Annotated in this window: 26 protein-coding genes; 14 read left to right on the top strand and 12 right to left on the bottom strand. The window is 73.8% G+C overall.

Annotated features, from left to right (window positions below):
• Positions 1-179: 179 nt before the first annotated feature.
• The 3 genes from AB0E83_RS05845 (at position 180) to AB0E83_RS05835 (ending at position 4103) form a co-directional block, all read left to right on the top strand.
• The gene (locus tag AB0E83_RS05845; RefSeq protein ID WP_362106595.1) at positions 180-839 is read left to right on the top strand and encodes a response regulator transcription factor; all 660 of its coding nucleotides are present in this window, start codon (positions 180-182) and stop codon (positions 837-839) included.
• Between the two features lie 281 nt (positions 840-1120).
• On the top strand, positions 1121-3058 hold the full coding sequence (locus AB0E83_RS05840; RefSeq protein ID WP_362106458.1) for a 2-oxoacid:acceptor oxidoreductase subunit alpha: 1938 nt from the start codon (positions 1121-1123) through the stop codon (positions 3056-3058).
• Positions 3051-4103, top strand: coding sequence for a 2-oxoacid:ferredoxin oxidoreductase subunit beta (locus AB0E83_RS05835; protein ID WP_362106456.1), 1053 nt, complete (start codon positions 3051-3053; stop codon positions 4101-4103). The genes AB0E83_RS05840 and AB0E83_RS05835 overlap by 8 nt, the downstream gene beginning before the upstream one ends.
• Positions 4104-4148: 45 nt before the next feature.
• Here AB0E83_RS05835 and AB0E83_RS05830 read toward each other — a convergent pair whose 3' ends face one another.
• Positions 4149-4556: a helix-turn-helix domain-containing protein gene (locus AB0E83_RS05830; RefSeq protein ID WP_362106455.1), complete on the bottom strand. Its 408-nt coding sequence runs from the start codon at positions 4554-4556 to the stop codon at positions 4149-4151.
• A gap of 121 nt (positions 4557-4677) precedes the next feature.
• Between AB0E83_RS05830 and AB0E83_RS05825 the strand changes: the two genes are divergently transcribed.
• On the top strand, positions 4678-5553 hold the full coding sequence (locus tag AB0E83_RS05825) for an NmrA family NAD(P)-binding protein (protein ID WP_362106452.1): 876 nt from the start codon (positions 4678-4680) through the stop codon (positions 5551-5553).
• A 104-nt stretch (positions 5554-5657) separates the two neighbouring features.
• Positions 5658-6749, top strand: coding sequence for an EamA family transporter RarD (gene rarD, locus AB0E83_RS05820; RefSeq protein WP_362106449.1), 1092 nt, complete (start codon positions 5658-5660; stop codon positions 6747-6749).
• Between the two features lie 38 nt (positions 6750-6787).
• On the opposite strand, the gene AB0E83_RS05815 is transcribed toward rarD, so the two are convergent.
• The 3 genes from AB0E83_RS05815 to AB0E83_RS05805 form a co-directional block, all read right to left on the bottom strand.
• Positions 6788-7291, bottom strand: a complete 504-nt coding sequence (locus tag AB0E83_RS05815; RefSeq protein ID WP_362106447.1) for a DUF1203 domain-containing protein — start codon at positions 7289-7291, stop codon at positions 6788-6790.
• Positions 7292-7398: 107 nt separating this feature from the next.
• The gene (locus AB0E83_RS05810) at positions 7399-7791 is read right to left on the bottom strand and encodes a VOC family protein (protein ID WP_362106445.1); all 393 of its coding nucleotides are present in this window, start codon (positions 7789-7791) and stop codon (positions 7399-7401) included.
• A 95-nt stretch (positions 7792-7886) separates the two neighbouring features.
• Positions 7887-8996, bottom strand: coding sequence for an FAD-dependent monooxygenase (locus tag AB0E83_RS05805; RefSeq protein WP_362106442.1), 1110 nt, complete (start codon positions 8994-8996; stop codon positions 7887-7889).
• A gap of 199 nt (positions 8997-9195) precedes the next feature.
• Here AB0E83_RS05805 and AB0E83_RS05800 point away from each other — a divergent pair, with 199 nt between their 5' ends.
• From AB0E83_RS05800 to AB0E83_RS05780, 5 genes are all read left to right on the top strand, one after another.
• Positions 9196-10221, top strand: coding sequence for a TetR/AcrR family transcriptional regulator C-terminal domain-containing protein (locus AB0E83_RS05800; protein ID WP_362106439.1), 1026 nt, complete (start codon positions 9196-9198; stop codon positions 10219-10221).
• Positions 10222-10362: 141 nt separating this feature from the next.
• A complete protein-coding gene (locus AB0E83_RS05795) occupies positions 10363-10869 on the top strand; it encodes a MarR family transcriptional regulator (protein WP_362106436.1) in 507 nt (168 codons plus the stop codon).
• 77 nt (positions 10870-10946) lie between these two features.
• A complete protein-coding gene (lepB, locus tag AB0E83_RS05790) occupies positions 10947-11585 on the top strand; it encodes a signal peptidase I (RefSeq protein WP_362106433.1) in 639 nt (212 codons plus the stop codon).
• A 62-nt stretch (positions 11586-11647) separates the two neighbouring features.
• Positions 11648-13585: an SMI1/KNR4 family protein gene (locus tag AB0E83_RS05785; protein WP_362106431.1), complete on the top strand. Its 1938-nt coding sequence runs from the start codon at positions 11648-11650 to the stop codon at positions 13583-13585.
• A gap of 190 nt (positions 13586-13775) precedes the next feature.
• Positions 13776-14531 carry an alpha/beta hydrolase gene (locus AB0E83_RS05780; RefSeq protein ID WP_362106429.1) on the top strand — a complete coding sequence of 252 codons (756 nt, stop codon included), beginning with the start codon at positions 13776-13778 and terminating at the stop codon, positions 14529-14531.
• A 130-nt stretch (positions 14532-14661) separates the two neighbouring features.
• On the opposite strand, the gene AB0E83_RS05775 is transcribed toward AB0E83_RS05780, so the two are convergent.
• Positions 14662-15189 (bottom strand): hypothetical protein, encoded by a 528-nt coding sequence (locus AB0E83_RS05775; protein ID WP_362106426.1) that lies wholly within the window; start codon positions 15187-15189, stop codon positions 14662-14664.
• 180 nt (positions 15190-15369) lie between these two features.
• Between AB0E83_RS05775 and AB0E83_RS05770 the strand changes: the two genes are divergently transcribed.
• Positions 15370-15708 carry a thioredoxin domain-containing protein gene (locus tag AB0E83_RS05770; RefSeq protein ID WP_362106423.1) on the top strand — a complete coding sequence of 113 codons (339 nt, stop codon included), beginning with the start codon at positions 15370-15372 and terminating at the stop codon, positions 15706-15708.
• A gap of 128 nt (positions 15709-15836) precedes the next feature.
• A complete protein-coding gene (locus AB0E83_RS05765) occupies positions 15837-16211 on the top strand; it encodes an FKBP-type peptidyl-prolyl cis-trans isomerase (RefSeq protein ID WP_362106420.1) in 375 nt (124 codons plus the stop codon).
• Between the two features lie 91 nt (positions 16212-16302).
• Here AB0E83_RS05765 and AB0E83_RS05760 read toward each other — a convergent pair whose 3' ends face one another.
• Together AB0E83_RS05760 and AB0E83_RS05755 are read right to left on the bottom strand one after the other, a co-directional pair.
• A complete protein-coding gene (locus tag AB0E83_RS05760) occupies positions 16303-16602 on the bottom strand; it encodes a VCBS repeat-containing protein (RefSeq protein ID WP_362106417.1) in 300 nt (99 codons plus the stop codon).
• 121 nt (positions 16603-16723) lie between these two features.
• Complete coding sequence (locus AB0E83_RS05755) at positions 16724-17296, bottom strand: TetR/AcrR family transcriptional regulator (RefSeq protein ID WP_362106414.1); 573 nt, start codon at positions 17294-17296, stop codon at positions 16724-16726.
• 109 nt (positions 17297-17405) lie between these two features.
• Here AB0E83_RS05755 and AB0E83_RS05750 point away from each other — a divergent pair, with 109 nt between their 5' ends.
• Entirely contained in the window at positions 17406-18287 is an 882-nt protein-coding gene (locus AB0E83_RS05750; RefSeq protein ID WP_362106411.1) for an NAD(P)-binding domain-containing protein, read from the top strand.
• Positions 18288-18330: 43 nt separating this feature from the next.
• Here the strand turns inward: AB0E83_RS05750 and AB0E83_RS05745 are convergent, their stop codons facing one another.
• Together AB0E83_RS05745 and AB0E83_RS05740 are read right to left on the bottom strand one after the other, a co-directional pair.
• Complete coding sequence (locus tag AB0E83_RS05745) at positions 18331-18954, bottom strand: NAD(P)-binding domain-containing protein (protein WP_362106409.1); 624 nt, start codon at positions 18952-18954, stop codon at positions 18331-18333.
• 132 nt (positions 18955-19086) lie between these two features.
• Positions 19087-19470 carry a VOC family protein gene (locus tag AB0E83_RS05740; RefSeq protein ID WP_362106406.1) on the bottom strand — a complete coding sequence of 128 codons (384 nt, stop codon included), beginning with the start codon at positions 19468-19470 and terminating at the stop codon, positions 19087-19089.
• Positions 19471-19716: 246 nt separating this feature from the next.
• Between AB0E83_RS05740 and AB0E83_RS05735 the strand changes: the two genes are divergently transcribed.
• Positions 19717-21018: a M28 family metallopeptidase gene (locus AB0E83_RS05735; RefSeq protein WP_362106403.1), complete on the top strand. Its 1302-nt coding sequence runs from the start codon at positions 19717-19719 to the stop codon at positions 21016-21018.
• Between the two features lie 66 nt (positions 21019-21084).
• On the opposite strand, the gene AB0E83_RS05730 is transcribed toward AB0E83_RS05735, so the two are convergent.
• The 3 genes from AB0E83_RS05730 to AB0E83_RS05720 form a co-directional block, all read right to left on the bottom strand.
• Positions 21085-22275, bottom strand: a complete 1191-nt coding sequence (locus AB0E83_RS05730; protein ID WP_362106400.1) for a DUF2092 domain-containing protein — start codon at positions 22273-22275, stop codon at positions 21085-21087.
• Between the two features lie 151 nt (positions 22276-22426).
• The gene (locus AB0E83_RS05725; RefSeq protein WP_362106397.1) at positions 22427-23437 is read right to left on the bottom strand and encodes a polyprenyl synthetase family protein; all 1011 of its coding nucleotides are present in this window, start codon (positions 23435-23437) and stop codon (positions 22427-22429) included.
• 416 nt (positions 23438-23853) lie between these two features.
• Positions 23854-25236, bottom strand: a complete 1383-nt coding sequence (locus AB0E83_RS05720) for a hypothetical protein (RefSeq protein WP_362106394.1) — start codon at positions 25234-25236, stop codon at positions 23854-23856.
• Between the last annotated feature and the right edge of the window lie 151 nt (positions 25237-25387).

The following is a 25387-nucleotide window of genomic DNA, read 5'->3' as shown; positions in this document are numbered from 1 at the left end:
GCGGGCGTCCGACACGCCCGCACCGGCCCCGCCCCCGGCCCGCGAGGCCGGAATCCGGCCGTAATCCCCGGCCTCGCCCCCGGCGCGGCCTTTCCTGCGATGCTGATCAGGTCACGGGAAAGGCCGAGCGGGGAACTTGGGGGCTACGGATCGTGGGTGTGGGAGAGGCGGCGGGCCGGGTGCGCGTGGTGATCGCCGAGGACTCGGTGCTGTTGCGCGAGGGGCTGACCCGGCTGCTGACGGACCGGGGCCACGAGGTCGTCGCCGGGGTCGGGGACGCCGAGGCGCTGGTGAAGACGGTCGCGGAGCTCGCGGACGAGGGCGCCCTGCCGGACGTGGTGGTGGCCGACGTACGGATGCCTCCGACGCACACGGACGAGGGGGTGCGGGCGGCCGTGCGGCTGCGCGCCGAGTACCCGGAGCTCGGGGTGCTGGTGCTGTCGCAGTACGTGGAGGAGCAGTACGCCACCGAACTGCTGGCCGGTTCCACGCGGGGCGTGGGCTATCTGCTGAAGGACCGGGTCGCGGAGGTGCGCGAGTTCACCGAGGCCGTGGTGCGGGTCGCCGAGGGGGGTACGGCCCTGGACCCGGAGGTGGTCCAGCAGCTCCTCGGGCGGAGCCGGCAGCAGGACGTGCTGGCGCACCTGACGCCGCGCGAGCGGGAGGTCCTGGGTCTGATGGCCGAGGGCCGGACGAACTCGGCGATCGCGAAGCAGCTGGTGGTGAGCGACGGCGCGGTGGAGAAGCACATCGGCAACATCTTCCTGAAGCTGGGCCTGTCGCCGAGCGAGGGCGACCACCGCCGGGTGCTGGCCGTGCTGACGTACCTCCGGTCCTGACACCCCGGCGCCCCGCTCCGGAACCCCGGTTCTCTGACACCCTGTCAGGTGAAGACGTCCGGGAGCCGGCGGGCCCCCGGTGCGCCGAAGGGGGGTCCTAGGACGGAAGAACGAGGCGGAACGCGACATTCCGGAGCGTTCCGGGTAGTCGCACAACAGGAAAAGACAGGACAAAAGGGCGTCTCAAACAGAGGCCCACCATGTGAGAAGTCCCGGGAGGGCCCCCTCACCGTCGTAGGGTGGGCCAAGAGTCCCGCTTGCCGCTAGGGAGGTCCAGTTCAGTGACCAGCCAGGTCAGTAGCGAGGCCGGCGAGGCCCTGCTCGGGGAGCAGCGCAGCGCCCCGGCGGAGGCCCGCCACGGCACGGAGAAGGAAGTCCGCCGACTGGACCGGGTGATCATCCGGTTCGCGGGTGACTCCGGTGACGGCATGCAGCTCACGGGCGACCGCTTCACGTCGGAGACGGCGTCCTTCGGGAACGACCTGTCGACGCTGCCGAACTTCCCGGCCGAGATCCGCGCCCCCGCCGGAACCCTGCCGGGCGTCTCCTCCTTCCAGCTCCACTTCGCCGACCACGACATCCTGACCCCCGGCGACGCGCCGAACGTGCTGGTCGCGATGAACCCCGCCGCGCTGAAGGCGAACATCGCCGACGTGCCGCGCGGCGGCGAGATCATCGTGAACACCGACGAGTTCGCCAAGCGGGCCATGGCCAAGGTCGGGTACGCGGAGAGCCCCCTGGAGGACGGTTCGCTGGACGGCTACCGGGTCCACCCGGTGCCGCTGACGACCCTGACGATCGAGGCGCTGAAGGAGTTCGGCCTGTCGAGGAAGGAGGCCGAGCGGAGCAAGAACATGTTCGCGCTCGGGCTGCTGTCCTGGATGTACCACCGGCCGACCGAGGGGACCGAGGCGTTCCTGCGGCAGAAGTTCGCGAAGAAGCCGCAGATCGCCGAGGCGAACGTGGCCGCCTTCCGGGCGGGCTGGAACTTCGGCGAGACCACCGAGGACTTCGCCGTCTCCTACGAGGTCGCCCCCGCGACCCGCGCCTTCCCCACCGGCACGTACCGCAACATCTCCGGGAACCTGGCCCTCGCCTACGGCCTGATCGCCGCCGGGAAGCAGGCGGAGCTGCCGCTCTACCTGGGCTCGTACCCGATCACCCCGGCCTCGGACATCCTGCACGAGCTGTCGAAGCACAAGAACTTCGGCGTGCGGACCTTCCAGGCGGAGGACGAGATCGCCGGCATCGGCGCGGCGCTCGGCGCGGCCTTCGGCGGCTCGCTCGCCGTGACGACGACCTCCGGCCCCGGCGTGGCGCTGAAGTCGGAGACGATCGGGCTCGCGGTCTCCCTGGAGCTGCCGCTGCTGATCGTCGACATCCAGCGCGGCGGCCCGTCGACCGGCCTGCCGACCAAGACCGAGCAGGCCGACCTCCTCCAGGCCATGTACGGCCGCAACGGCGAGGCCCCGGTCCCGGTGGTCGCGCCGAGGACGCCGGCCGACTGCTTCGACGCGGCCCTGGAGGCGGCGCGGATCGCGCTCACCTACCGCACCCCCGTCTTCCTGCTCTCCGACGGCTACCTGGCCAACGGCTCCGAGCCCTGGCGGATCCCCGAGGTCGCGGACCTGCCCGACCTGCGGACCCCCTTCGCCACCGGCCCGAACCACACCCAGGCCGACGGCACCGAGGTCTTCTGGCCGTACAAGCGCGACCCGGAGACCCTGGCCCGCCCCTGGGCGGTGCCCGGCACGCCCGGTCTGGAGCACCGGATCGGCGGCATCGAGAAGCAGGACGGCACGGGCAACATCTCGTACGACCCCGCCAACCACGACTTCATGGTCCGCACCCGGCAGGCCAAGGTCGACGGCATCGAGGTCCCGGACGTCGAGGTCGACGACCCGGACGGCGCGGCCGTCCTGGTCCTCGGCTGGGGCTCCACCTACGGCCCGATCACGGCCGCCGTGCGCCGCATCCGCCGCGAGGGCGGCCGGATCGCGCAGGCCCACCTGCGCCACCTCAACCCCTTCCCGAAGAACCTCGGCGAGGTCCTGGGGCGGTACGAGAAGGTCGTCGTCCCCGAGATGAACCTCGGCCAGCTCGCCACCCTCGTCCGGGCGAAGTACCTCGTCGACGCCCGCAGCCACAACCAGGTCAACGGCATGCCGTTCAAGGCCGAGCAGCTCGCCGCCGTCCTCAAGGAGGCCATCGATGGCTGAGCCCCTTCTCCACCTGGTGCCCAGGGCCGAGGCCCGGCAGACCATGAAGGACTTCAAGTCCGACCAGGAGGTCCGCTGGTGCCCGGGCTGCGGCGACTACGCCGTGCTCGCCGCCGTCCAGGGCTTCATGCCCGAGCTGGGCCTGGCGAAGGAGAACATCGTCTTCGTCTCGGGCATCGGCTGCTCCTCCCGCTTCCCGTACTACATGAACACCTACGGGATGCACTCCATCCACGGCCGCGCCCCGGCCATCGCCACCGGCCTGGCGACCTCCCGGCGCGACCTGTCCGTCTGGGTCGTCACCGGCGACGGCGACGCGCTCTCCATCGGCGGCAACCACCTGATCCACGCCCTGCGCAGGAACGTCAACCTCAAGATCCTGCTCTTCAACAACCGGATCTACGGCCTCACCAAGGGGCAGTACTCCCCCACCTCCGAGGTCGGCAAGATCACCAAGTCGACCCCGATGGGCTCCCTGGACGCGCCCTTCAACCCGGTGTCGCTGGCGCTGGGCGCCGAGGCGTCGTTCGTGGCGCGGACGGTGGACTCCGACCGCAAGCACCTCACCGAGGTGCTGCGCCAGGCCTCCGAGCACAACGGCACGGCGCTGGTGGAGATCTACCAGAACTGCAACATCTTCAACGACGGCGCCTTCGACGCCCTCAAGGACAAGGAGCAGGCCAAGGAGGCCGTGATCCGTCTGGAGCACGGGCAGCCGATCCGCTTCGGGGCGGACCTGGACAAGGGCGTCGTCCGCGATCCGGCCACCGGCGACCTGGAGGTCGTCACGGTGACGCCGGAGAACGAGGACCGGATCCTCGTCCACGACGCGCACGCCGCCTCCCCGACCACCGCCTTCGCGCTCTCGCGGCTGGCCGACCCGGACACCCTCCACCGCACCCCGATCGGCGTCTTCCGGTCGGTGGAGCGGCCGGTGTACGACACGCTGATGGCGGAGCAGCTCGACCGGGCCGTCGAGCAGCAGGGCGAGGGCGACCTGGCCCGCCTGCTGGCGGGCAGCGACACGTGGACGGTCGTCGGCTGACCCCCCGGCCGCCCGCCGTGCGGAAGGCGCCCTGACCCGCCCGGGTCAGGGCGCCTCCGGCGTCCGGCGGGCCTCGTCGTAGCGGGCGCGGGCCGCCTCGACGGCGGGGATGCGGGCCTCGGTCCACAGGGCCAGCTCCCGGATGCGGTGGGCGGCCTCCTCGCCGAGGGCGGTGAGGCGGTAGTCGACGCGGGGCGGGATGACGGGCTTGGCGTCGCGGTGCACGAAGCCGTCGCGCTCCAGGGTCTGGAGCGTCTGGGTGAGCATCTTCTCGCTGACGCCGCCGATCCTGCGCCGCAGCTCGCTGAAGCGGTACGAGCGCTCCTGGAGCGCGATCAGGACGAGCACGCCCCAGCGGCTGGTGACGTGCTCCAGGACGAGCCGGGACGGGCACATGGTGCCGTCGACGTCGGCCAGCAGGGGTCCCGGGGTCGCCTTCTCACTTACCTCCATATCAGTACCTTACTTCAAAGTGGGTACTTTCCCTTGGTTAGTGCCGGTCGTACGGTGAGCGCATCGCCCGTTTTCCCCGGACGCCTCCCCCGGGCGTCCGCCCCGAACGAAGGAACCCCCCATGAGCATCGTCGTCACCGGAGCCACCGGACAGCTCGGCCGCCTCGTCGTCGACGCCCTCCTCGCGGACCCGTCGGTCCCCGCCGGGTCCGTCGCCGCCGTCGTGCGGAGCAAGGAGAAGGCCGCGGACCTCGCGGACCGCGGCGTCGAGCTGCGGATCGCCGACTACGACCGGCCCGAGACGCTGGCCGACGCCTTCGGGGCGGGCGACCGGGTGCTCCTGATCTCCGGCAGCGAGGTCGGGCGGCGGGTGCCGCAGCACGCCGCCGTGATCGCCGCGGCCAAGGCGGCGGGCGTGGCCCAGCTCGCGTACACCGGGGTCCTGGGCGGCCCGGACGCCGACTTCGACCTGGCGGCGGAGCACAAGGAGACCGAGCGGCTGATCCTCGCCTCCGGGCTGCCGCACACCTTCCTCCGGAACGGCTGGTACAGCGAGAACTACACGGCCAACCTCGCTCCCGTCCTCGCCCACGGCGCCGTCGTCGCCAACGCGGGCGAGGGCCGGATCGCCTCCGCCTCCCGCGCCGACTACGCGGCCGCCGCGGCGGCGGTGCTGACCGGCCCGGCCGAGGAGCACCTGGGCCGGGCGTACGAGCTCAGCGGCGACGAGGCGTGGTCGCTGGCCGAGTACGCGGCGGAGGTCGGCGCCCGGGCCGGCCGGGAGATCGCGTACACGAACGTGCCGGCCGCGGCGCACCTGGAGATCCTGACGGGCGCGGGCGTGCCCGAGCCCTTCGCGGCGATCCTCGTCGACGTGGACGAGGCGATCGCGCGCGGCGCGCTGGCGGTCCGGACCGGCGACCTGGCGCGCCTGATCGGCCGCCCGACCACCCCGATCGGCGTCACGATCGCCGAGGCGCTGGCCGCCGCCGCGTGACCGACCCGGCAAAGGTCATGACCGTATAGCGGTACACACATGACAGCCTGCCCTGTGCGGCGCTACCTTCGTCGGAACAGCGCGGCGCAGGGCGGGAGGCTTTCATGGGCGCGAGAGGAACGGCCGGGACCGGCACGGACACGGACCCGGGCACGGGACCCGGCACGGAGACCGAGGGCCGCGCCGGCCTGCTCTACGGCATCGGCGCGTACGCGATGTGGGGCCTGGTCCCGCTCTACTGGCCGCTCCTGAAGCCGGCCTCCGCCGGCGAGATCCTGGCCCACCGGATGGTGTGGTCCTTCGTCTTCGTCGGCATCGCGCTCCTGGTGCTGCGCCGCTGGGGCTGGGTGCGGGAGCTGGCGGCCGAGCCGCGCAAGCTCGGCCTGCTGACGATCGCGGCGACCGTCATCACCGTGAACTGGGGCCTGTACATCTGGTCGGTCAACAACGGCCACGTCGTCGAGTCGTCCCTCGGCTACTTCATCAACCCGCTGGTGACGATCGCGCTCGGCGTCCTCGTCCTGAAGGAACGTCTCCGCCCGGCCCAGTGGGCGGCGGTCGGCATCGGCTTCGCGGCGGTCCTCGTCCTGGCGGTGGGCTACGGCCGCCCGCCGTGGATCTCCCTCGTCCTGGCGTTCTCCTTCGCGGCCTACGGCCTGGTGAAGAAGCAGGTCAACCTCGGCGGCCTGGAGTCGCTGGCGGCGGAGACGGCCGTGCAGTTCCTGCCCGCCCTCGGCTACCTGGTCCTCCTCGGCTCCCGGGACACGCTCGCCTTCGGCTCCGAGGGCGCCGGCCACATGGCGCTCCTCGCCTCCACCGGCGTCGTCACGGCGATCCCGCTGATCTGCTTCGGCGCGGCGGCGATCCGGGTCCCCCTCTCCACCCTGGGCCTCCTCCAGTACCTGGCCCCCACCTTCCAGTTCCTGCTGGGCGTGGCGTACTTCCACGAGGCGATGCCGCCCGAGCGCTGGGCCGGCTTCTCCCTCGTCTGGCTGGCCCTCACGATCCTCACCTGGGACGCCCTGCGCACCGCCCGCCGCAGCCGCACCGCCGTCGCCCGGGCGGCGCAGGAGGCGGCGACCCGCCTGGCCGACGAGGCGAAGCACCTCACCGGCGAGGCGGCGCACCCCGCCGGCGGCGCGGAGCGCCCGGCCTCGTCCCCGGAGGCGGCCCCCGCCCCCGGTCCCCGCCCCTGACCGCCCCCGCGGAATCCACCGGCCCCGGCCCCGCCCGTCTACGGGCGCCGCACCTCGAAGAGGAAGCAGCCGTGTTCGACGGCCCGGACGTGGACCAGGGCGACGGCCGGGTCCTCGAAGGCCTCCTTCAGGGCGTGCTCGAAGGCGTCCCCGGGGGCGTCGGGGAGTTCCAGGAGGCGGCCGCCGAGGATGCGGCCGGAGGTGTCGTAGCGGCGGACGGTCCGCAGGACGCCCGGGCGGGCGAAGGGGTACGCGCCCGGGGCCTCCGGCGCCGGACCGCCGCAGTCCTCGGCGTGGACGAAGACGGGCCCGACCTCGTCGTACGCCCCCGGCACGGCCCCCGTGGCCGCCGCCCACCGGCGCAGCGGGGCGTACGAGACCAGCGCGATCCGCTCGCCGGCCCGGGCCCGGCGCAGACAGCAGCGCAGGGGTTCGCCGCCCTCGGGGGCGGGGTACGGGGCGCAGGGGCGCCCGGCGTCGTCGGTGACCCGGAGTCCGGCGAGGACGGCGGGCTCGACGGCCCGTACGGCGAAGAGGCTCATGCCCCTCACCCTCCGCCACTCCCCGCCCCGCCCGCCGGCGGAATCCGGACACCGTGCTGCCGGGGCGGCCGGTCGGGGCGGTCGGCCGGGGCGGTCAGTCGGGGCGGTCAGTCGAGGCAGAACTCGTTGCCCTCGATGTCCCGCATGTTGATGCAGGACTCGTTCTCCTCGTCGGCGAGCAACACGCGGTCGCACACCGCGCCGAGGGCGACCAGGCGCTCGGCCTCGGCCTTGAGGACGGCGAGGCGTTCCTCGCCGACGAGTCCGGTGCCGGCCCGGACGTCGAGGTGGACGCGGTTCTTGACGGCCTTGCCCTCGGGGACGCGCTGGAAGAGCAGGCGCGGGCCCTTGCCGGAGGGGTCGGTGCAGGCGAAGTACTGGACGCCGTCCTCGACCGGCTCCGAGGGCATGACGTATCCCAGCACCTCGCACCAGAACCCGGCGAGGCGGACCGGGTCCGCGCAGTCGATGGTGACCTGGACTTCCTTGATCGTTGCCATCCGGGCACCGTAACAAAGAGGCCCCGCCCCTCACCCGCCGATAAAACACGGGGAGCGGGGGCGGGGGCGGGGGCCGGGCGGCGGGCCGTCCCGGGTCAGTCGTCCAGCGCGATCGCGTTCTTGGCGCGGGCGACGGACTCCTCGGGGGCGGGGCCGCCGGGGTTCTCGGTGGCCAGGGCCTGGTTGAGGTCGACGAAGGGGCGCATCCGCCGCTCGTAGCGGGCGTACGCGGCGCGGTGGTCGCCCGCGTCCCGGCCGAGGCAGTCGGCGAGCACGTAGGCGCCGACGAGGGCCAGGCTGGTGCCCTGCCCGGAGAGGGGGGACGGGCAGTGGCCGGCGTCCCCGAGCAGGACCACGCGGCCGCGCGACCACTCCTCCATGCGGATCTGGGCCATCGCGTCGCAGTAGAAGTCGGGGGCCTTCCGGGCCGCCTCGGCCAGCCGGGCGCCCTCCCAGCGCAGCGCCCCGAGCTTCTCCACGACCGTGCGCCGCAGGGCCTCGGCGCTCCGCAGCCCGGGGGCGAGGGGGGCGGACTCGAAGCCGAAGGCGATCCTCAGCTCGGTGTTGCCGCGCACGGGCATGATGCCGAAGCCCACGCCGTCGCCCTGGAGCCAGGTCTGCCAGTCCTCCAGGCCGAGGAAGTTGTCCGCGCCGAAGACCGAGAGGTAGCTGCCCAGGTGGTGGGAGAAGCGCTCCTCCGGGCCGAAGGCCAGCCGCCGCACGGTGGAGTGGAGGCCGTCGGCCCCGACCACGAGGTCGAAGGTGCGGGACGGCCCGTGCGCGAAGTCGACGCGCACGCCGGTCCCGTCCTCCTCCAGCGCGGTGACGCTGTCGCCGAAGAGGTACTCGGCGTCCCCGCGGGTGTGCTCGTAGGCCATCCGCACCAGGTCCTCGCGCAGCACCTCGATGTCCTCGCCGTCGAGCCGGCCGCTGCTGTAGGTCGCCTCGGTGGAGCGGTGGACCTCGTTGCCCTCGGGGTCGAGGACCGACATGCCGCGCATCCGGGTCCGTACGCTCCTCGCCCGCTCCAGCAGCCCCGTCCGCTCCATGACGTCGAGCGCGACGCCCCGGACGTCGACGGCCTGGCCGCCGGCGCGCGGGCCGGGGGCGCGCTCGACGACGGTGGGGGCGAAGCCCCGGCGGCGGAGCCAGTGGGCGAGGACGGGGCCGGCGATGCCGCCGCCGGAGATGAGCACGGTCCGCATGGGAGCTCCTTCGTCAGCGATTCGGTAGGGGTGGCGCTGCGGTTCGTACGGTGTACGCACTGAACGTACGGCGTACACCCAGAGCACTCAACCCCCTTGAACAGGGCCCTCAAGCACCCTGTACTAGGCCAGGAGCATCCGGCCGCGCCATCGCCGCTGCTACCCTCTGCCCTAGTACAGGAAGAGGAGGCGAGGGGTCGTGACCCAGATCACACGCGAGGAGGGCGTCCCGCCCTACCTGCGGATCGTCGGCGAGATCCGGCGGCGCATCGCGGACGGCGAACTCGCCCCCGGGGACCGCGTCCCCTCGACCCGCCGGATCGCGGCGGACTGGGGCGTCGCCCTCGCCACCGCCACCAAGGCCCTGACCACCCTGCGCCTGGAGGGCCTGGTCGAGGCCCGGCCCCGGATCGGCACGGTCGTCGCCGGGACCGCCCCCGCCGGCGCCCCCGCCGCCCCGGCGGCCTCGGCCCCGGCCGCCCGGATCGCCCCCTCCGCTCCCGCGTCCCCCGCATCCCCCGCGTCCCCCGCTTCCCCCTCCTCCCCTACCGACCAGGAGCTCAGCCTCGACCGGATCGTCCGCACCGCCGTCGAGATCGCCGACGCCGAGGGGCTCTCCGCGCTCTCCATGCGGGGCGTCGCGGCCCGGCTCGGCGTGGCACCGATGTCGACCTACCGGTACGTGCCGAGCAAGGAGGAGCTCGTCCTGCACATGGCCGACGCGGCCTTCGGCGAGGAGTCCTACCCGGCGGACGCCCCCGGGGACTGGCGCGCCCGCGTCGAGCTGGGCGCCCGGACGATGTGGCGGCTGTACCGGAGGCACCCGTGGCTGGCCCAGCTCGGTTCCCTCAGCCGCCCGCTGCTCGTCCCCCGCCTGCTCGTGCACGGCGAGTGGATGCTGAGCGCCCTCGACGGCCACGGCCTCTCCCCCACCCGGCTGTTCGACATCCACGTGCTGATCTACAGCCACGTCCAGGGCCTGGCGGTCCACCTGGAGCGGGAGGCGCAGGCCGAGGCCGCCACCGGCCAGTCGGAGGACCAGTGGATGGACAGCCGCGCCCCCGACCTCCGGGCCCTGGCGGAGTCCGGCCGCTTCCCGACCTTCACGCGGGTGGTCGGCTCCTTCGAGGACGGCTACGACCTGCGCCTCGACGCCCTCTTCGAGCTGGGCCTCAAGGCCCTCCTCGACGGCCTGACCGCCGTGATCGACGGCCGGGAGGCGTGACGGCGGCGCCGCCCGGACCGGCGACGACGCCCCGAGGGCCGGCCGCACCGGTGCGCGGGCCCCGCTCGACTCCCTTGACCTCAAGCAAGCTTGAGCTCCTAGCGTGCTCGTGTTCCGTCAGCCACGAGCAGAGGAAGAGACATGGGCGTGACGCTCCAGGAGTACACGCGGGAAGAGCTGGCCGCGCAGCCCGTCGGGGCGTGGACCGGGATGGCGAGCCGGCTGGTGGTCGGCGCCCTGCGCGCGCAGCTGGCGGTGGAGGGCCTCACCCAGCCGCACTGGTGGACCCTCAACCACGTCGCCGGGAAGCCGGGGTTCTGGACCCGTGCGGCACTGGTCGAGCGGCTGGCGCGGTGGGACGACGCCAGGACCGACTTCGACGCCGTCTTCGACGACCTCGTCGCCCGCGGCTGGCTGACGGAGGACGCGGGGAGCACGGAGGACGCGGAGGGTACGGGGGGTGCGGCCGCGGGGCGCATGACCCTGACCGAGGAGGGCGAGGCCGGCCGCCTCCGGGCCCGGGAACGCAACGCGGTCGTGCACCGGCGGGTGCACGAGGGCATCGACCCGGAGGAGTACGCGACCACCGTCGACGTCCTGCGCCGGATGGTCGCCAACATGGGCGGCGACGGCAACCTCCCCTCCTGACGCCCCCGGTGGGCCCCGTACCCTCTGCTGGTCCGCCCGGCCCTCGGGCGGCGCGACGGCAAGAGGAAGGAACGTTCATGCGGCAGCGGGGAGCGGGCGGGCGGCTGAAGGCCGCGGCCTGGGGGACGGCGCTGGGCGGAGTGGCCCTGGTGGTGAGCGCCGTCGCGCTCTTCTTCGTGACCCACCGGGGCGTCATCGTCATGGGCCAGTCGATGGAGCCCACGTACCGCCAGGGCGAGCAACTGGTCGTCGAGAGCGACGTCGACCCGGACGGGATACGCCGGGGCGACGTCCTCCTCGTCCTCGTCCCCGAGCGCTACCGGAACGCCCCGGTCCTCCAGCGGGTCGTCGGGACGGGCGGCGACCACGTCGTCTCCGACGGGGAGCGGGTCACGGTGAACGGAGAACCCCTCGACGAGCCGTACGTGAAGGAGGAGCGCCTCCCTTCGTCCCTGGAGCCGTACGACGTGCGGGTCCCGGAGGGCCGCCTGTTCCTGCTGGGCGACAACCGGGCCAACGCGAACGACTCGCGCTTCTTCCTCGACGAGCGGTCGGGCAGCGTGGCGACGTCGGCGGTCCTCGGCCGCGTACGGGAGGGCCTGCCGCCGGCGGTCACGACGACCGGGGCCCTCGGGGCCGTCCTGGTCCTGGCCGGGGCCGTCCTGGGGATCGTGGCCGGGCGGCGGTCCCGCGGGAGCCTCCGGGCCGCTGTCTGAAGAGCGGCACCGGCGGCCCGGCCCCGGCCGCCGCTGTCGGTGCCGGGTGCCACCATGCGTCCATGAGCAGCGAGTCTTTCAACTGGCACGACTTCCTCGGGCGTTGGCAGGAGGAGTGGATCCCCTGCGAGGACGAGGACGAGTACGGGGACGGGGAAACGGACGGGGACGGGGACGGGGACGCGGCCGCCGGCCCCCTGGGCCGGCCCGGCGCGGACGAGGCGGCGATCGCCGCGGCCGAGGAGCGGCTGGGGCGGCGACTGCCGCCCTCGTACCGGGAGTTCCTGGCCGTGAGCGACGGATGGCGGGTGGAGCAGACGGCCGCCGTCCACCGGCTCGGGGGCGTCGCGGAGATCGACTGGTTCGGGGACATGTACGGCATGAGCGAGTCGTACGAGGAGAACCTGGGCGACGACCCGCGCGAGGCGGAGGTGCTGCTCGCCGGGATGTGGCGGCGGGCGCTGCGGCTGGAGACGGAGTCCGACATGTCGCACGCCCTGCTCGACCCGGGCGACACGGACGAGGACGGGGAGTGGGCGCTCTACGTCTACAAGGGCTGGAGCGGCGAGTACCCGGACCGTTATCCGTCGTTCCGCGCGTACATGGAGGCCATGTACCGCGGTTTCCACGGCGACCGGGCGGGGCGGCCCGATTTCGCGAACGCGACCACGCGCGCCCAGGACGCCCGGGTGGAGGAGGCCCGCCTGCTGTCCCTGCGCGGGCGGTGGGAGGAGGCGCTGCCCCTGCTGGAGGAGGCGCGGTCCTTCGGGCGGCCGCGGAGCGGCGCCCTGCTGAACCAGCTCCAGCAGGTGTCGGCGGGGCACGGCTCCCACGGCTCCTGGGGGTACGGCGCCCTGGTGGCCGACCCGCGCTGCCTGCCGGAGGTCCTGCCGGTGGAGGCCATGGGGCGGGCGGGCGAGACCTGGCGGCAGGACGGGGACGTCCACTGGCTGGGGATGATGGCCGCCCGCGGGGTCGACCGGGAGACCGCCGGAGCCGTCCTGACCGGGCTGCGGGACGGCACCCACCGCTACGCGCCCCCGGGTGCCTGGGGCCGGGCCGTCGCCGAGGCCCGGGAGTCGGCCCGCTGGGGGGCGACGGACGCCGCGTGGCGGACCCTGCGGGACGCGCTCCCCCGGTGGGAGGCCCCCGATCCCTCGCTGATCGTCCCGATCGGGCTGCTCGCCGACCCGGTCCTGGGCCCGCTGGTCACCCCGGAGCGCGGCCGGGAGCTCCTCGCGACGCCGCGCTCCGGGGAGACCGGACCCGCCCCCGAGCCGGTGCCCGACCTCGACCCGCCGGGCCTCGCCTGGCTGACGGAGGCCACGGCGAACCGGCGGCCGGAGGACGGATACCGCTGCGTCTGGGTCGAGGGGGCCGACCCGGCCCGCCTGCCCGCCCTGATCGGCGAGGAGGGCGCCGCCCTGAGCGCGCCCGTGGATCCGCGCGAAGCGGGCCGGCGGGCGCCCCGACCCCATGAGCGGGAGGGCGTGGAACTCTGGGAGGACCGCCCGGTGGTCGCGGCCGGCCGCACCGCCGAGGGGTGGGCCTTCGCCTTCGACGGCTCCCACCACTACCTGAGCGACCTGTTCGCCTCCCCCGCCCCGGCCGCCTCCGCGTCCGGCCGCGCCGTGGTGGTGTGGCGCGAACCGAGGCACTCGTCCCCGGACGACCGCCCGGCCGCCTTCCACCTGTCGGTGGCCGAGCGGGGCGAGGAGCTGTACGCGTTCACCGCCCGGGGCGCGGACGTCCAGCGCTCCGGCGCGATACCCGCCGCCCTGGACCCCGCGCTCCTGTTCCGCCCCGAGGACTCCGAACCCGCCCGCGAACTGCGCCTGCTGGAGGCCCTCCACGCCGAGCTCGGCCTCTCGCTCCCCCGCCTGGCCCTGACCCGCTCCAGACTCCCCGTCTTCACCACCCGCTCCTGGACCCGGGCGCCCCGCGAGGGCGAGGGCTTCGCGTACCTCTCCTTCACCCGGCACCGCCCCGGCCGCCCCTGAGCCGCGCCCCGGTCGCGGAGCGGGGCGGCGGGAGCGATCGGTGCTACGTTTGCGGAGGCCGTGCGAGAGACCGAGGAGGTGGTACCCGTGAACGCAGTATCGACATGGGTGCTCCCCTCAGGGGTCACGGTCGGACGCTAGACAGGTCGTCCGGGAGCGCCGTTCCTGTGCACTCCCGAAAGGCACGACCATGAAGGTCACCTCCGAACAGCACCTCTCCGACGGCGTCCGCGAGCGCGCGTTCCTCCTCGGGGAGGTCCCCGGCCTCCTGTGGACCCCCGCGTCGGCGTCCGCCTCCGCGCCGGCCCCGCTCATCCTGCTCGGCCACCCTCCCCTGGGGCTGCGCGCCATGTACCCCCGTCTGGTGGACCGGGCCCGGCAGGCCGCGGCGGACGGCTTCGCCGCGGCGACCGTCGAACTCCCCGGCGCCGGCGACCGGCCCCGCCCGCCCGCCGCCGAGCAGGCCCGCGCCGAGCGGGCCCGCGCCGCCCTGCGCCGGGCCGTACAGGCCGGCGAACCGGTCGGCGACGAGATCGTCGACGCCCTCGTCCTCCCACTGGTGGAGAAGGCCGTCCCGGAGTGGCGGGCCGCCCTGGACGCCCTCCTCGCCCTGCCCGAGATCGGCGGCCCGGTCGGGTACTCGGGCGGAGTGATCTCCCTCGGCATCCGGCTGGCGGCGGTCGAACCGCGCCTCTCGGCCGCCGTTCTGTTCGCCGGCAGCTTCGTGCCCCGCGCCGTGGTCGAGGAGGCCCGGCGGGTCACCATCCCGCTGCACGTCCTGCTCCAGTGGGACGACGAGGGGAACGACCGGCAGGCGGCCCTGGACCTGTTCGACGCCTTCGGCTCCGAGGAGAAGTCCCTGCACGCCGGCCTCGGCGGGCACACCGGAGTCTCCCGGTTCGCGGGCGACACGGCGGCCCTGTTCTTCGCCCGTCACCTGAAGTGAGCCCGCGGCCCCCGCCGACCCCTCGGCGGGGGCCACGCCCGGCCGCCGCTCCCCGCCCCGCACCAGGCCCCCCGGCGGAACCGGACCTCCGCCGTGGCTCCCGGACCGGCGCGGCGGCCTGGACGACCGGTCACAGCCGCTCCCCCACCTCGGCCGGTGCCGGGGGATGCGGGCCGCCGCCGTCCTTGACGTCCTGCGCGCAGCTCCGTCCGTGGTAGGACTGGTCGTTGGGGATCAGGAGCACTCCGGCGACCCGCTCCGGTTGCTCGACGGCGAGCCAGTCGTCGCCCGTGAGGGGGCCGTCCGGCCCGAACGCCTGGGACGAGTAGACCGTCCGGCACCCCAGCACCACCCGCTCCTCGTCGACCGCGCAGGCTTCCACCGCGGGGCCCGACGTCTCGTCGGTGCCGGTGAAGCGGTAGCGGAAGTGCACCCGGTCGCCCTCGGCGGGCACCTGCGGGTGGGGTTCGAGGCGCCAGTCGAGGACTTCGGCGGTGGCGCCGAGACGCTGCCCGGCCGCGTCCTCGATCCGCACCTCGACGCCGGCCTCACCGCGCTTCGCCGTCGTGTCGGTGCAGCTCCAGAGCGGAGAGCAACCGGCCAGGGCGAGCACCAGCAGGGCCGAGGGGGCGGCGACGAGCACCCGTGCGGAAGACACCGGGACGACCTCCGGTCGGGACGGGGCGGGGACGCCGGTACCGGTACCGGCACCGGGTTCATGAACCGATCGTACGCAGGGGCGCTCCCCGGCTCGCCCCCGTCGTGGAGGGAGGCGGGCGGGGCGGGGGGCGCGGGGGATGATGGGAGGGAACGGCGGCGCGTACAGAGGGGAGTTCTCATGGCGAAGCGGGTGCACCAGCCGCGCGAGGACGCGGAGTTCGATTTCGTCCTCGGGAGGAGCGAAGGGCCGGTCCTCGCCTACTTCGTCGGCACCTGGCCCAAGGCGGTCGAGCCCTGCCGGGCCATGGATCCCGTCGTGGCCGCCGTCGCCGACGCGTACGCGGACCGCCTCACGGTCCTCCGCGCCGACATCGCGCGCTGCCCCGCCGCGACCAAGCGCCACGGGGTCACCGGCGCCCCGTCCGTCGTCCTGCTGCGGGACGGGGAGGCGGTGGCGCACGGCACGGGGCCGATGACCTCCGCCGAGGTGCGGGCGCTCCTCGACGCGCACCTCTGACCGGTCGGCGCGCCGGGGGGCTCGGGGCGGTGGTGCCGTCACGCTCCCGGGGGCGGCGTGCGAGAGTGATCGCTCGGACAGTGCCGGCCGGCAGCGGGTCGGGCGGCGACGAGAGCGAGGAGCGGGCGATGGCCCTCGAACGACCGGAGATCGACGTCCCCCAGGGCCGGCCGTCCCCCTATCTGCACGTCGAGGACGTGGTGGTGGGCGACGGGGCCGAGGCGGTCAAGGGGTCCACGGTGTCGGTCCACTACGCGGGGGTGGCCTTCTCCACCGGCCAGGAGTTCGACGCCTCGTGGAACCGCGGCGAGCCCTTCGCCTTCACCCTGGGCGGGGGACAGGTCATCAAGGGCTGGGACATGGGCGTGAAGGGCATGAAGGTCGGCGGCCGCCGGAAGCTGGTCATCCCGCCCCACCTGGCCTACGGCGACCGCTCGCCGTCGCCGGCCATCGGGGCGGGCGAGACCCTGGTCTTCGTGGTCGACCTCCTCTCGGTCGACTGACGCCTCGGCCGTGCCCTCCGGGGCGCGCCGGACACGCGTGAGGGCTCCCGCCCGGAGGCGGGAGCCCTCGTGGGTGCGGCGCTCGCGGGGCTCAGAAGGCGCCGTTGAGGAACCACCAGGTGCCGGTGGTCATCTCGCCCGCCCTGAGGCCGCCCGTGCCCGTGCCCTGGTACTGGACCAGCGCGTCGGGCTCCTCCGTCGTGAGGAGGTCCGGCCGGCCGTCGCCGGACCAGTCGCCGTTGGCGATGAGGGCCGACTTGGCGTTCCAGCCGCCGGAGCCGACCATGCGGCCGGTGCCGTCGCCGGGCATGAACCACAGGCGTCCGGCCGTGTCGCGGACGAGGACGTCCGCCTTGCGGTCGCCGTTCATGTCGCCGAAGCCGCCCGCCACGCGGTTCCCGGGGAGGACGGGCGCGGTCCGCGGGCCGGTGGCGCCCCGGCCCCGGCCACCGCTTCCGCGGCCGCCGCCGGCGGCCGGAGCCCGCACCCGTACCGGTCGGCTCCCGTGCCGGCTAGTCGCCGTACGAGCGGACGAGGCGGGCGAGTTGGCGGCCCGCGGCCAGGAGGGGTTCCTGGCTGCGGTTGACCTGGGCGGTGACCTCGGCGCCCTCCAGGGCGGAGATGACGGTGCCGGCCAGTTCGCGGGCGTCCTGGGCGGGGAAGCCGCCGCGCAGCAGCTTGTCGCGGACGAGCCCCTCCCAGTCGTTCAGCGCGGCGGCGCAGACCCGCTGGATCTCCGAGTCGGTGCCGAGCGTCTCCAGGGCCGCCGCCGTGACCGGGCAGCCGTCGATCCAGCCCGACTCCCGCAGTTCGTCGGCGAGCCGGCGGGCGCAGGCCGTCACCGCCTCCGCCGGGTCGTCCTCGCCGTCCAGCGACTCCCGCAGGAGCGTGGCGAACTCCTCGCCGCTGTGCTTGATCGCGGCGACGGCGACGGCCTCCTTGCCGCCGGGGAAGAAGTGGTAGACGGAGCCGAGGGTGGCCTGCGCCTCCTGGGCGATCTGCTTGATTCCCGTACCGACGTAGCCCTGCCGCTGGAGGAGGCGTGCGGCGGCGACGACGATCCGGTCCCGAGTGCTGGTCTGCATGGGGACACCGTACCGACCGATTGGGTAGAGCGCTCGTTCTAGAGCTGTGGTACGTTCTCACCGCGCACTGAATAGAGCGCTCGTTTTAGCGAGGAATGGAGATCCCGTCATGAGCAGCACCACGCAGTCGGTCACCGTCATCGGTCTCGGCCCCATGGGACAGGCCATGGCCGGCGCCTTCCTCGACCGCGGGTACGCCGTCACCGTCTGGAACCGCACCGCCTCCCGCGCCGACGAGCTGGTCGCCCGCGGGGCGGTGCTCGCGCCGGGCGTGCGGGAGGCCCTCGCCGCCAACGAGCTGGTGGTCCTCAGCCTCACCGACTACGAGGCCGTGTACGCCACGCTGGAGCCCGCCGAGGGCGCACTGGACGGCCGGGTCCTGGTCAACCTCAGCTCGGACACGCCCGAGAGGGCGCGGGCCGCGGCCCGCTGGGCGGCCGAGCGGGGCGCCGTCCAGCTGACCGGCGGCGTCACCGTACCGCCCTCCGGGATCGGCCGGGCCGAGTCGTCGACCTTCTACAGCGGCCCGCGCGAGGTCTTCGACCAGCACCGGTCCGCGCTGGAGGTCATCACGGGGCGGACCGACCACCGCGGGGAGGACCCCGGCCTCGCCGCGCTCATGTACCAGATCGGCATGGTCATGTTCTGGACCTCCATGCTGAGCTACTGGCAGGCCGTCGCCCTCGCCGACGCCAACGGCCTGAAGGCGGCGGACATCCTGCCGCACGCCGTGGAGACCGCGCAGTCGCTGCCCGGCTTCTTCGCCTTCTACGCCGAGCGCATCGACGCCGGACAGCACGTCGGCGACGTGGACCGCCTCGCCATGGGCACGGCCAGCGTCGAGCACGTCCTGCACACCAACGCCGACGCGGGCGTCGACACCGCCCTCCCGGCCGCCGTCGTCGAGCTCTTCCGCCGCGGCATGGACGCCGGCCACGCCGCCGACAGCTTCTCCTCCCTGGTGGAGCTGATGAAGAAGGCCGGGGCGTGACCGCGCCCGCCCGCGCGCCCCGGACGTGCCGGGGCGGCAGGCTCTAGGACTTCCGGGGCACCACCTTGATGTTGAAGGTGTGGGCGCCCAGGCCGCCCGCGATGCCCATGAAGAGGAAGGCGAAGTGCTCCTGCCCCCGGGCGGTGGTGATGTCGCCGATGTCCAGCTGGGACGAGGGCGGCCAGCCGAGGTCGGCGAGCAGTCGCCCGGTGGTCCGCTTGGCCTCGGCGTCGTCGCCGGAGAGGAAGACGGTGCTCGGGCCGTCGAGCTCGTCCGGGGCGGTCATCGCGGTGGAGTCCATGGTGCACAGCGTCTTGACGACGGGGGTCCGGGGGAAGGCCGCCTGGATCTGTTCGCCCAGGCTGCTGTTGGGGTGGGAGAGCCGGGTGTAGTCGTCGGAGAGGCCGACCCCGACGTCGATGAGGAGGGTGCCGGCCAGGGCCTCCGCGCCGAGGGAACGCAGCAGTTCCACGGAGACGTCGCCGGGGGTCGCGTTGACGAGCACCTCCGCGTGGGCGGCCGTCTCCTCCAGCCCCGCCACGGGAAGGCCGAGGTCCGTCCGCTCCCCGGGCCGGCGCGAGCCGAGGAGGACGTCGTGTCCCGCCCCCTTCCAGCCGTGGGCCAGTGCGCGGGCGACGTTTCCGGTGCCAAGCAGTCCGATTCGCATGCGGCGAAGCTATCCCCGCCCGCGCCCCCGCCGGATCGGCCCGCGGTCCCGTCCGGCCCGGTACCGAAGACGTAGTCCCGGGGCCGCACTCGGCGCCGGACGGCCACGAACAGGGGTCTGGCGGACGGGAGTTCAGACGGGATCGACGCGGCGCCGCAGGAGGCAGAACTCGTTGCCCTCCGGGTCCGCGAGGACGTGCCAGTCCTCCTCGCCCGTCTGCCCGACGTCCGCCGGCCGCGCGCCGAGCGCGAGCAGCCGCTCCAGCTCGGCGTCCTGGTCCCGGTCGGTCGCGCTGACGTCGATGTGCAGCCGCCGCCACCCGTTCCGCGGCCCGCTGTTCGGGCTGAGGACGAGGGTCGGCAGCGGGCCCCCGAAGCCGGTCCCCGGCGGCCCGATCTCGATGCTCCCGTCCGCCTCCCGCCCGACCTCGACGTACCCGAGGACCTCTCCCCAGAACACGGCGAGCCGTTCCGGATCGGCGCATTCGAGGACCAGCTCACTGATGCGGCATGCCATGCCGGACAGCGTACGGGCCGGACCGGCCGGGGGCGGTGTCCGCTGAGCGAACCGTCCTGACCGGATTGAGGTCTTGACGGGACATCGTCATGCAGCTGAGCATTCAGCACACGCACGGACACCGCGGGGATCCCCCTCCACCACCCCCGCGGGCACCACTCGCACAGCTCCAACGCCTCGCGTCACCCACGGCGCGAGGCGCTCGCACGTTCCGTCCCATCCCCGTTCGGAATCCGGAGCCCCCACATGAAACTCTCCGCGAGACTCTCCGCCCTGGCCGGTTCCTCGGCCCTCGTCCTCGGCGCGCTCGCCGGGGCCGTACCGGCGAGCGCCGCGCCCGCCGGCGCCACCGCCGCACCGGACATCCCGGTCGCCAACGTCAAGCAGCACCTGACCGACCTCCAGTCCATCGCCACCGCCAACGGCGGGAACCGGGCGCACGGGCGGGCCGGGTACAAGGCGTCCATCGACTTCGTGAAGGCCAAGCTGGACGCGGTCGGCTACACCACGACGATCCAGCAGTTCACGTACAACGGCACCACCGGCTACAACCTGATAGCCGACTGGCCGGGCGGCGACCCGAACCAGGTCCTCATGGCCGGCTCGCACCTCGACTCGGTCTCCTCGGGCCCGGGCATCAACGACAACGGCTCCGGCTCGGCCGCGATCCTGGAGACCGCGCTCGCCGTCGCCCGCTCCGGCTACCAGCCCTCCAAGCACCTGCGGTTCGGCTGGTGGGGCGCGGAGGAGCTGGGCCTCGTCGGCTCCAAGTACTACGTGAACAACCTCGCCACCACCGAGCGCGCGAAGCTCGCCGGCTACCTCAACTTCGACATGATCGGCTCGCCGAACCCGGGCTACTTCGTCTACGACGACGACCCGGCGATCGAGCAGACCTTCAAGAACTACTTCGCCGGCATCGGCGTCCCGACCGAGATCGAGACCGAGGGCGACGGGCGCTCCGACCACGCCTCCTTCAAGAACGTCGGCATCCCGGTCGGCGGGCTCTTCACCGGCGCCAGCCGGGTCAAGACCAGCGCCCAGGTCTCCAAGTGGGGCGGTACGGCCACGGCCTTCGACCGCTGCTACCACTCCTCCTGCGACACCACCGCGAACATCAACGACACGGCCCTGGACCGCAACAGCGACGCCATCGCCCACGCGATCTGGAGCCTGTCGGGCGCCGGCACCCCGCCCACCGGCAAGGTCTTCACCAACGACGCCGACGTCTCCGTCCCGGACAACGGCGCCGCGGTGACCTCCACGGTCGACGTCACCGGCGTCACCGGCAACGCGCCGGGCAACCTCGCCGTCGGCGTGGACATCGTCCACACCTACATCGGCGACCTGGTCGTCGACCTCGTCGCCCCCGACGGCACGGTCTACAACCTGCACAACCGCTCCGGCGGCAGCGCCGACAACATCCGGCAGACCTACACCGTGAACGCCTCCGCCGAGGTCGCCAACGGCGCCTGGAAGCTCCGCGTCCAGGACAAGGCGTCCGTCGACACCGGCTACATCAACAGCGTCAAGCTGACGTTCCCGTAAGGGTCCGCACCGACCACCCGGGTGGGACGGTGACCTTCTCCCCGTCCCACCCGGGCGCCAACTCCGCTACTTCTTGGCGGAGTTCGCCACGTCCACGAGCTTCTGCGGCGTCACCGCGCCGGCGTAGACCTTGCCGTCGTCCGTCATCAGGACGTTGACGACCTTGGTCTTGAAGACGGTGCCGGAGCCGAACTTCCCGCTCACCCCGTCGCCGAGCGAGTCCAGGAAGCCCTGGACCTCCTTCGGCGCCTCCCCCGTCTTCGGGGCCGGCGCGCCGGTGTCGAAGCGGGCGACGGCCGTCCAGCCCTCGCCGATGACCTCGGGGCCGTCCGCCCCGTTCTTCCCGGGCTCCCCGAGGCCGCCGAGGCCGAGGTCGCCGAGGGCCTTCTCCAGGTCCTCGGGAGCCTTGCCGTGCTCCTTCTCCAGCGCCTTCCCGGCCGCGTCGCCCTCGGTGACCTTCGCGCCCTCCGGGACGGTGAAGTCGAACTCCGAGGCGGCCGGCTTCCCGAAGTCGACCTTGGTGAAGCCCGCGTCGACGACCGGCTTGCCGCCGCTCGTGGAGTCGAGGGTGAACTTCAGCGGGGTGCCGGTGGCCGCGTCGACCGCGATGGTGATCGCGTCGACCGTGGAGCCCTGCTGCTTCGGCTCGACCACCAGGCGGTACGCGTCGCGGCCCGCGACGTTCGCCGTGCCGCCGACCGTGATCGAGGTGGTGTCGCCGGCGGCCTTCAGGACCTCGTCGGCGAGCTCCTTCGGGGAGACCGGGAGCTCCTGCTCGGGGGCCCGGCCGGCCTCCTCGACGCCCTTCTCGTGGAAGACCTCGTTCGAGCGGGAGTCGTACGCCCACACCTCGTCGCCGTTGTGGACGAGGCTGTACCGCTCCTCGCCGTCGAGCAGCGTCAGCTTCTGGCGCTCGGGGCCGTCGGCGGCGATCTTCAGGGTGTGGGTGCCGGAGACCAGCTTGGTGAGCTGGGCGGACGGGTCGGCGGTGCCCTCGCCCTCGGCGGCGCCGCCCGCGATCCCGCCCAGCAGGCCGTCGAAGGCCGGCAGCCCCAGGTCGGTGGAGATCTTGAAGGTGCCGGAGAGGGTCTGGGTGTCCGAGGCCGCGATCTTCTCGATGAGCTGCCGGGCCGTGATCTCCGGCAGGTCCGGGTCGCCGGACGCGGCGAGCGCCGGGACCAGTCCGATGGTCGCGGCGGCGACGCCGGCCACCGCGACCGGGACGACGTACCGGCTCGTCTTTCGCTGTGCTGCCATGGTCTGTGATCCCTCCGTGCCCCTGTGGACTTCCCGTGCGATGTCTCCATCTCACCAGGACGGCGCCGCGGAATCGTCAGCCCCCGGGATCAACCTCGCGTACGCCTGCGGGATGACCCGCCCCTAGGGACGTACCCCCGGAAGGAAGGGGTCAGCCCGCCCGGTGCACCACCGCGTCGCACAGCTCCTGGAGGGCCGCCTTCGCGTAGCCGTCCGGCAGCGGCGCCAGCATGGCCCTGGCCTCCTCCGCGTACCGCACGGTGTCCCGGCGGGCCTGCTCCAGGGCGGGGTGGACGCGGAGCCGGCGCAGCGCCTCGGCGTGCCGGGCGTCGTCGGTGAGGTCGCCGTCGATCAGGGCGACGAGCTCCAGGTCCTCGGGGCGGCCGTGGGCGGCCGCGGCGGCCCGCAGGCGGAGGACCGGGAGGGTGGGGACGCCCTCGCGGAGGTCGGTGCCGGGGGTCTTGCCGGACTCGTGGCCCTCGGAGGCGATGTCGAGGACGTCGTCGGCGAGCTGGAAGGCGACCCCGAGCCGCTCGCCGTACTGGGTGAGGATGTCGACGACGGACTCGTCGGCGCCGGACATCATGGCGCCGAAGCGGCAGGAGACGGCGACGAGGGAGCCGGTCTTGCCGCCGAGGACGTCGAGGTAGTGGTCGACGGGGTCGCGGCCGTCCATCGGACCGGCGGTCTCCAGGATCTGGCCGGTGACGAGCCGCTCGAACGCCTCGGCCTGGATCCGGACGGCCTCGGGGCCGAGGTCGGCGAGGGTGTGCGAGGCGCGGGCGAAGAGGAAGTCGCCCGTCAGGACGGCGAGCGAGTTGCCCCAGCGGCTGTTGGCGCTGGGCACGCCCCGGCGCACGGCCGCCTCGTCCATGACGTCGTCGTGGTAGAGCGTGGCCAGGTGGGTGAGCTCCACGACGACGGCCGCCGGCACCACGCCGGGCGCGTAGGGGTCGCCGAACTGGGCGGCGAGCATCACGAGCAGCGGGCGGAACCGCTTGCCGCCGGCGAGCACCAGGTGCTGCGCGGCCTCGGTGATGAAGGGGACATCGCTCTTGGTGGCGTCGAGGAGGCCGGCCTCGACGGCCGCCAACCCCGTCTGGACATCGGCCTCAAGAGCCTGGTCCCGCACGCTAAGACCGAACGGCCCGACGACGGTCACGAGGGGGTCTCCTGTCTGCTGACGCCTGCTGACGAACACATGCCGACGATCACACGGCTGGGGTGGTGATCACACGGTGTTCGTGGTCACACGGATTGTCGATGTGTCGCCGGGATTCACTCACGCCAGCGTATCCGGTCACGTTTCGATCACCGTGGGCGCCTTCCCGTCACCCCCGGTATGTTCGCGATCAGCCGATACGTCACGAAGTGCGCCCCTTGTTCTGAGCGGCGATCGGTCCGGCCGTCCGCGCGGTCCCCCCGCCCTTCCTCACCCTTCCGGTCCCCACCCGGACGGGTGACCCGGTCGCCTCCGGGGAACCGGCGTGTCGCACCCCGTGCCGGGGAGGACCGGGGGCGGGCGGATCCCCCGCACGGCGGGTCGGGCCCGGGCCGTACGGGGGATCACGGGGTCGCTCAGGCGTTCGCCTTGCGGCGGCGGGCGACGACCAGCGCGCCGGCGCCGAGCACGACGGCCGCGCCGGCCGCCGCCGCGAGCTGCGGCAGGGCGTCGCCGGAGCCGGTCGCGGCGAGCTGGCCGCCGCTGTTCACCGGGGTGGCCGAGGAGCCGCCCTGCTGGGTGGTGTTCCCGTTGCCCGTGGCGGCCGCCGGGGCGGGCGTGGCGGACGACGGGGACGGGGACGGCGTCGGCTCGGCACCGGAGTCCGCCGCGACGACGTCGAAGTACGCGTCCTCGTCCTCGGTGTAGCCGCAGTCGCCGTCCGTGTTGTCGTACTGGGCGGAGACGGTGAGGACGCCGGCACCGAGGGGCGCGTCCTCCGCGACGGTCAGCCGCAGCTTGACGTCGGCCTCGGCGCCCTCGGCGAGGGCGCCGAGCTCGGCGTCGTCGAACTCGGCCAGGCGGAGCTTCGTCCACCGCGGCTGCGCGTCGGAGGACCACTCGACCGTGGTGTACCGGATGAACTGCTCGTAGTCGTCGTCCAGCTCCTCCAGGTCCTTCGCGGAGTTGGGGACGACGCCGGCGAAGACGGACGCGCTCACGTCGTCCAGCTTCCGGTCGGAGGTGTTCTCCACCTTCATCGAGAAGACGGCGCTGGCGCCGGCGGCGACGGAGCGGGGGCCGGTGAGGGCGACGGCGAGGGTGTCCGCGTCGCACTCGGTCACCTCTTCCCCGCCTTCCTCCTCGCCCTCTTCCCCGTCTTCCCCGTCTTCCTCGCCGTCGCCCGGCTTCGGCTCCTCGTGGTTCGCCAGGGCCTCCTGGGCCTCGGCGAGCTCCTCCTGGGCCGCCTCCAGCTTCGCGACGACCGGGTTCAGCTCGCGCTTCACGAACTCGATGAAACCGGTGATGGCGTTCTGCCGGGCCGTCTCCAGCTCGGCCTCCTTGGCGTCGAGGACGCCCTGGGCGTCCTCGACGGCCTTCCTCGCCTCCTCGACGGCCTTCTCGGCCGCCTCCTTCTCCTCGGGGGCGGCCGCCGCGAGCCTCTCCTCCGCGGCGGTCAGCGCCTCGTCGGCGGCGGCCTTGTCGGCCTCGGCCTTCTCCACGGCCTCCTCGGCGGCGGTGCGCGCCTCGATGAGGGCGGGGTCGACGATCGCGGCCGGGTCCGTGTCCCACTTCTTCAGCTCGGCCTCGACGGCGTCCCGCTGCCGCTGCAGCTCGTCGACCTTCGCCTGCGCCCGGGCGACGGCCTCCTCCAGCTCCTCGCGGGAGGGGGCGTCCGGGACGGTCGTGCTCGACGCCGGCTTCGGGGTCTCCGCGAAGGCGGGCCCGGCGGAGAGGAGGACGACCGGCGCGGTGACGGCGGCGGCGACGGCGGTCGCGAGAATGCGGCGGATCTTCACGTGGGGGCCTTTTCCTGGTCAGGGAAGCGTGAGGGGGTGCGCGCCCGCGGACTCCTCACGCGGGGGCGGCACCACCGTGATCGTATGGCCCGACCGGGGCCCGCGACAGGGACGTTTCCCCAGCTCGGACGGGTCGCCCCCGCCACCGCCC

Origin of the sequence: Streptomyces sp. NPDC035033, assembly GCF_040636735.1 — a bacterium.
Lineage (GTDB): Bacteria > Actinomycetota > Actinomycetes > Streptomycetales > Streptomycetaceae > Streptomyces.
Note: the sequence above shows the minus strand (reverse complement) of the source record. Positions and strands in the feature narration are given on the sequence as shown.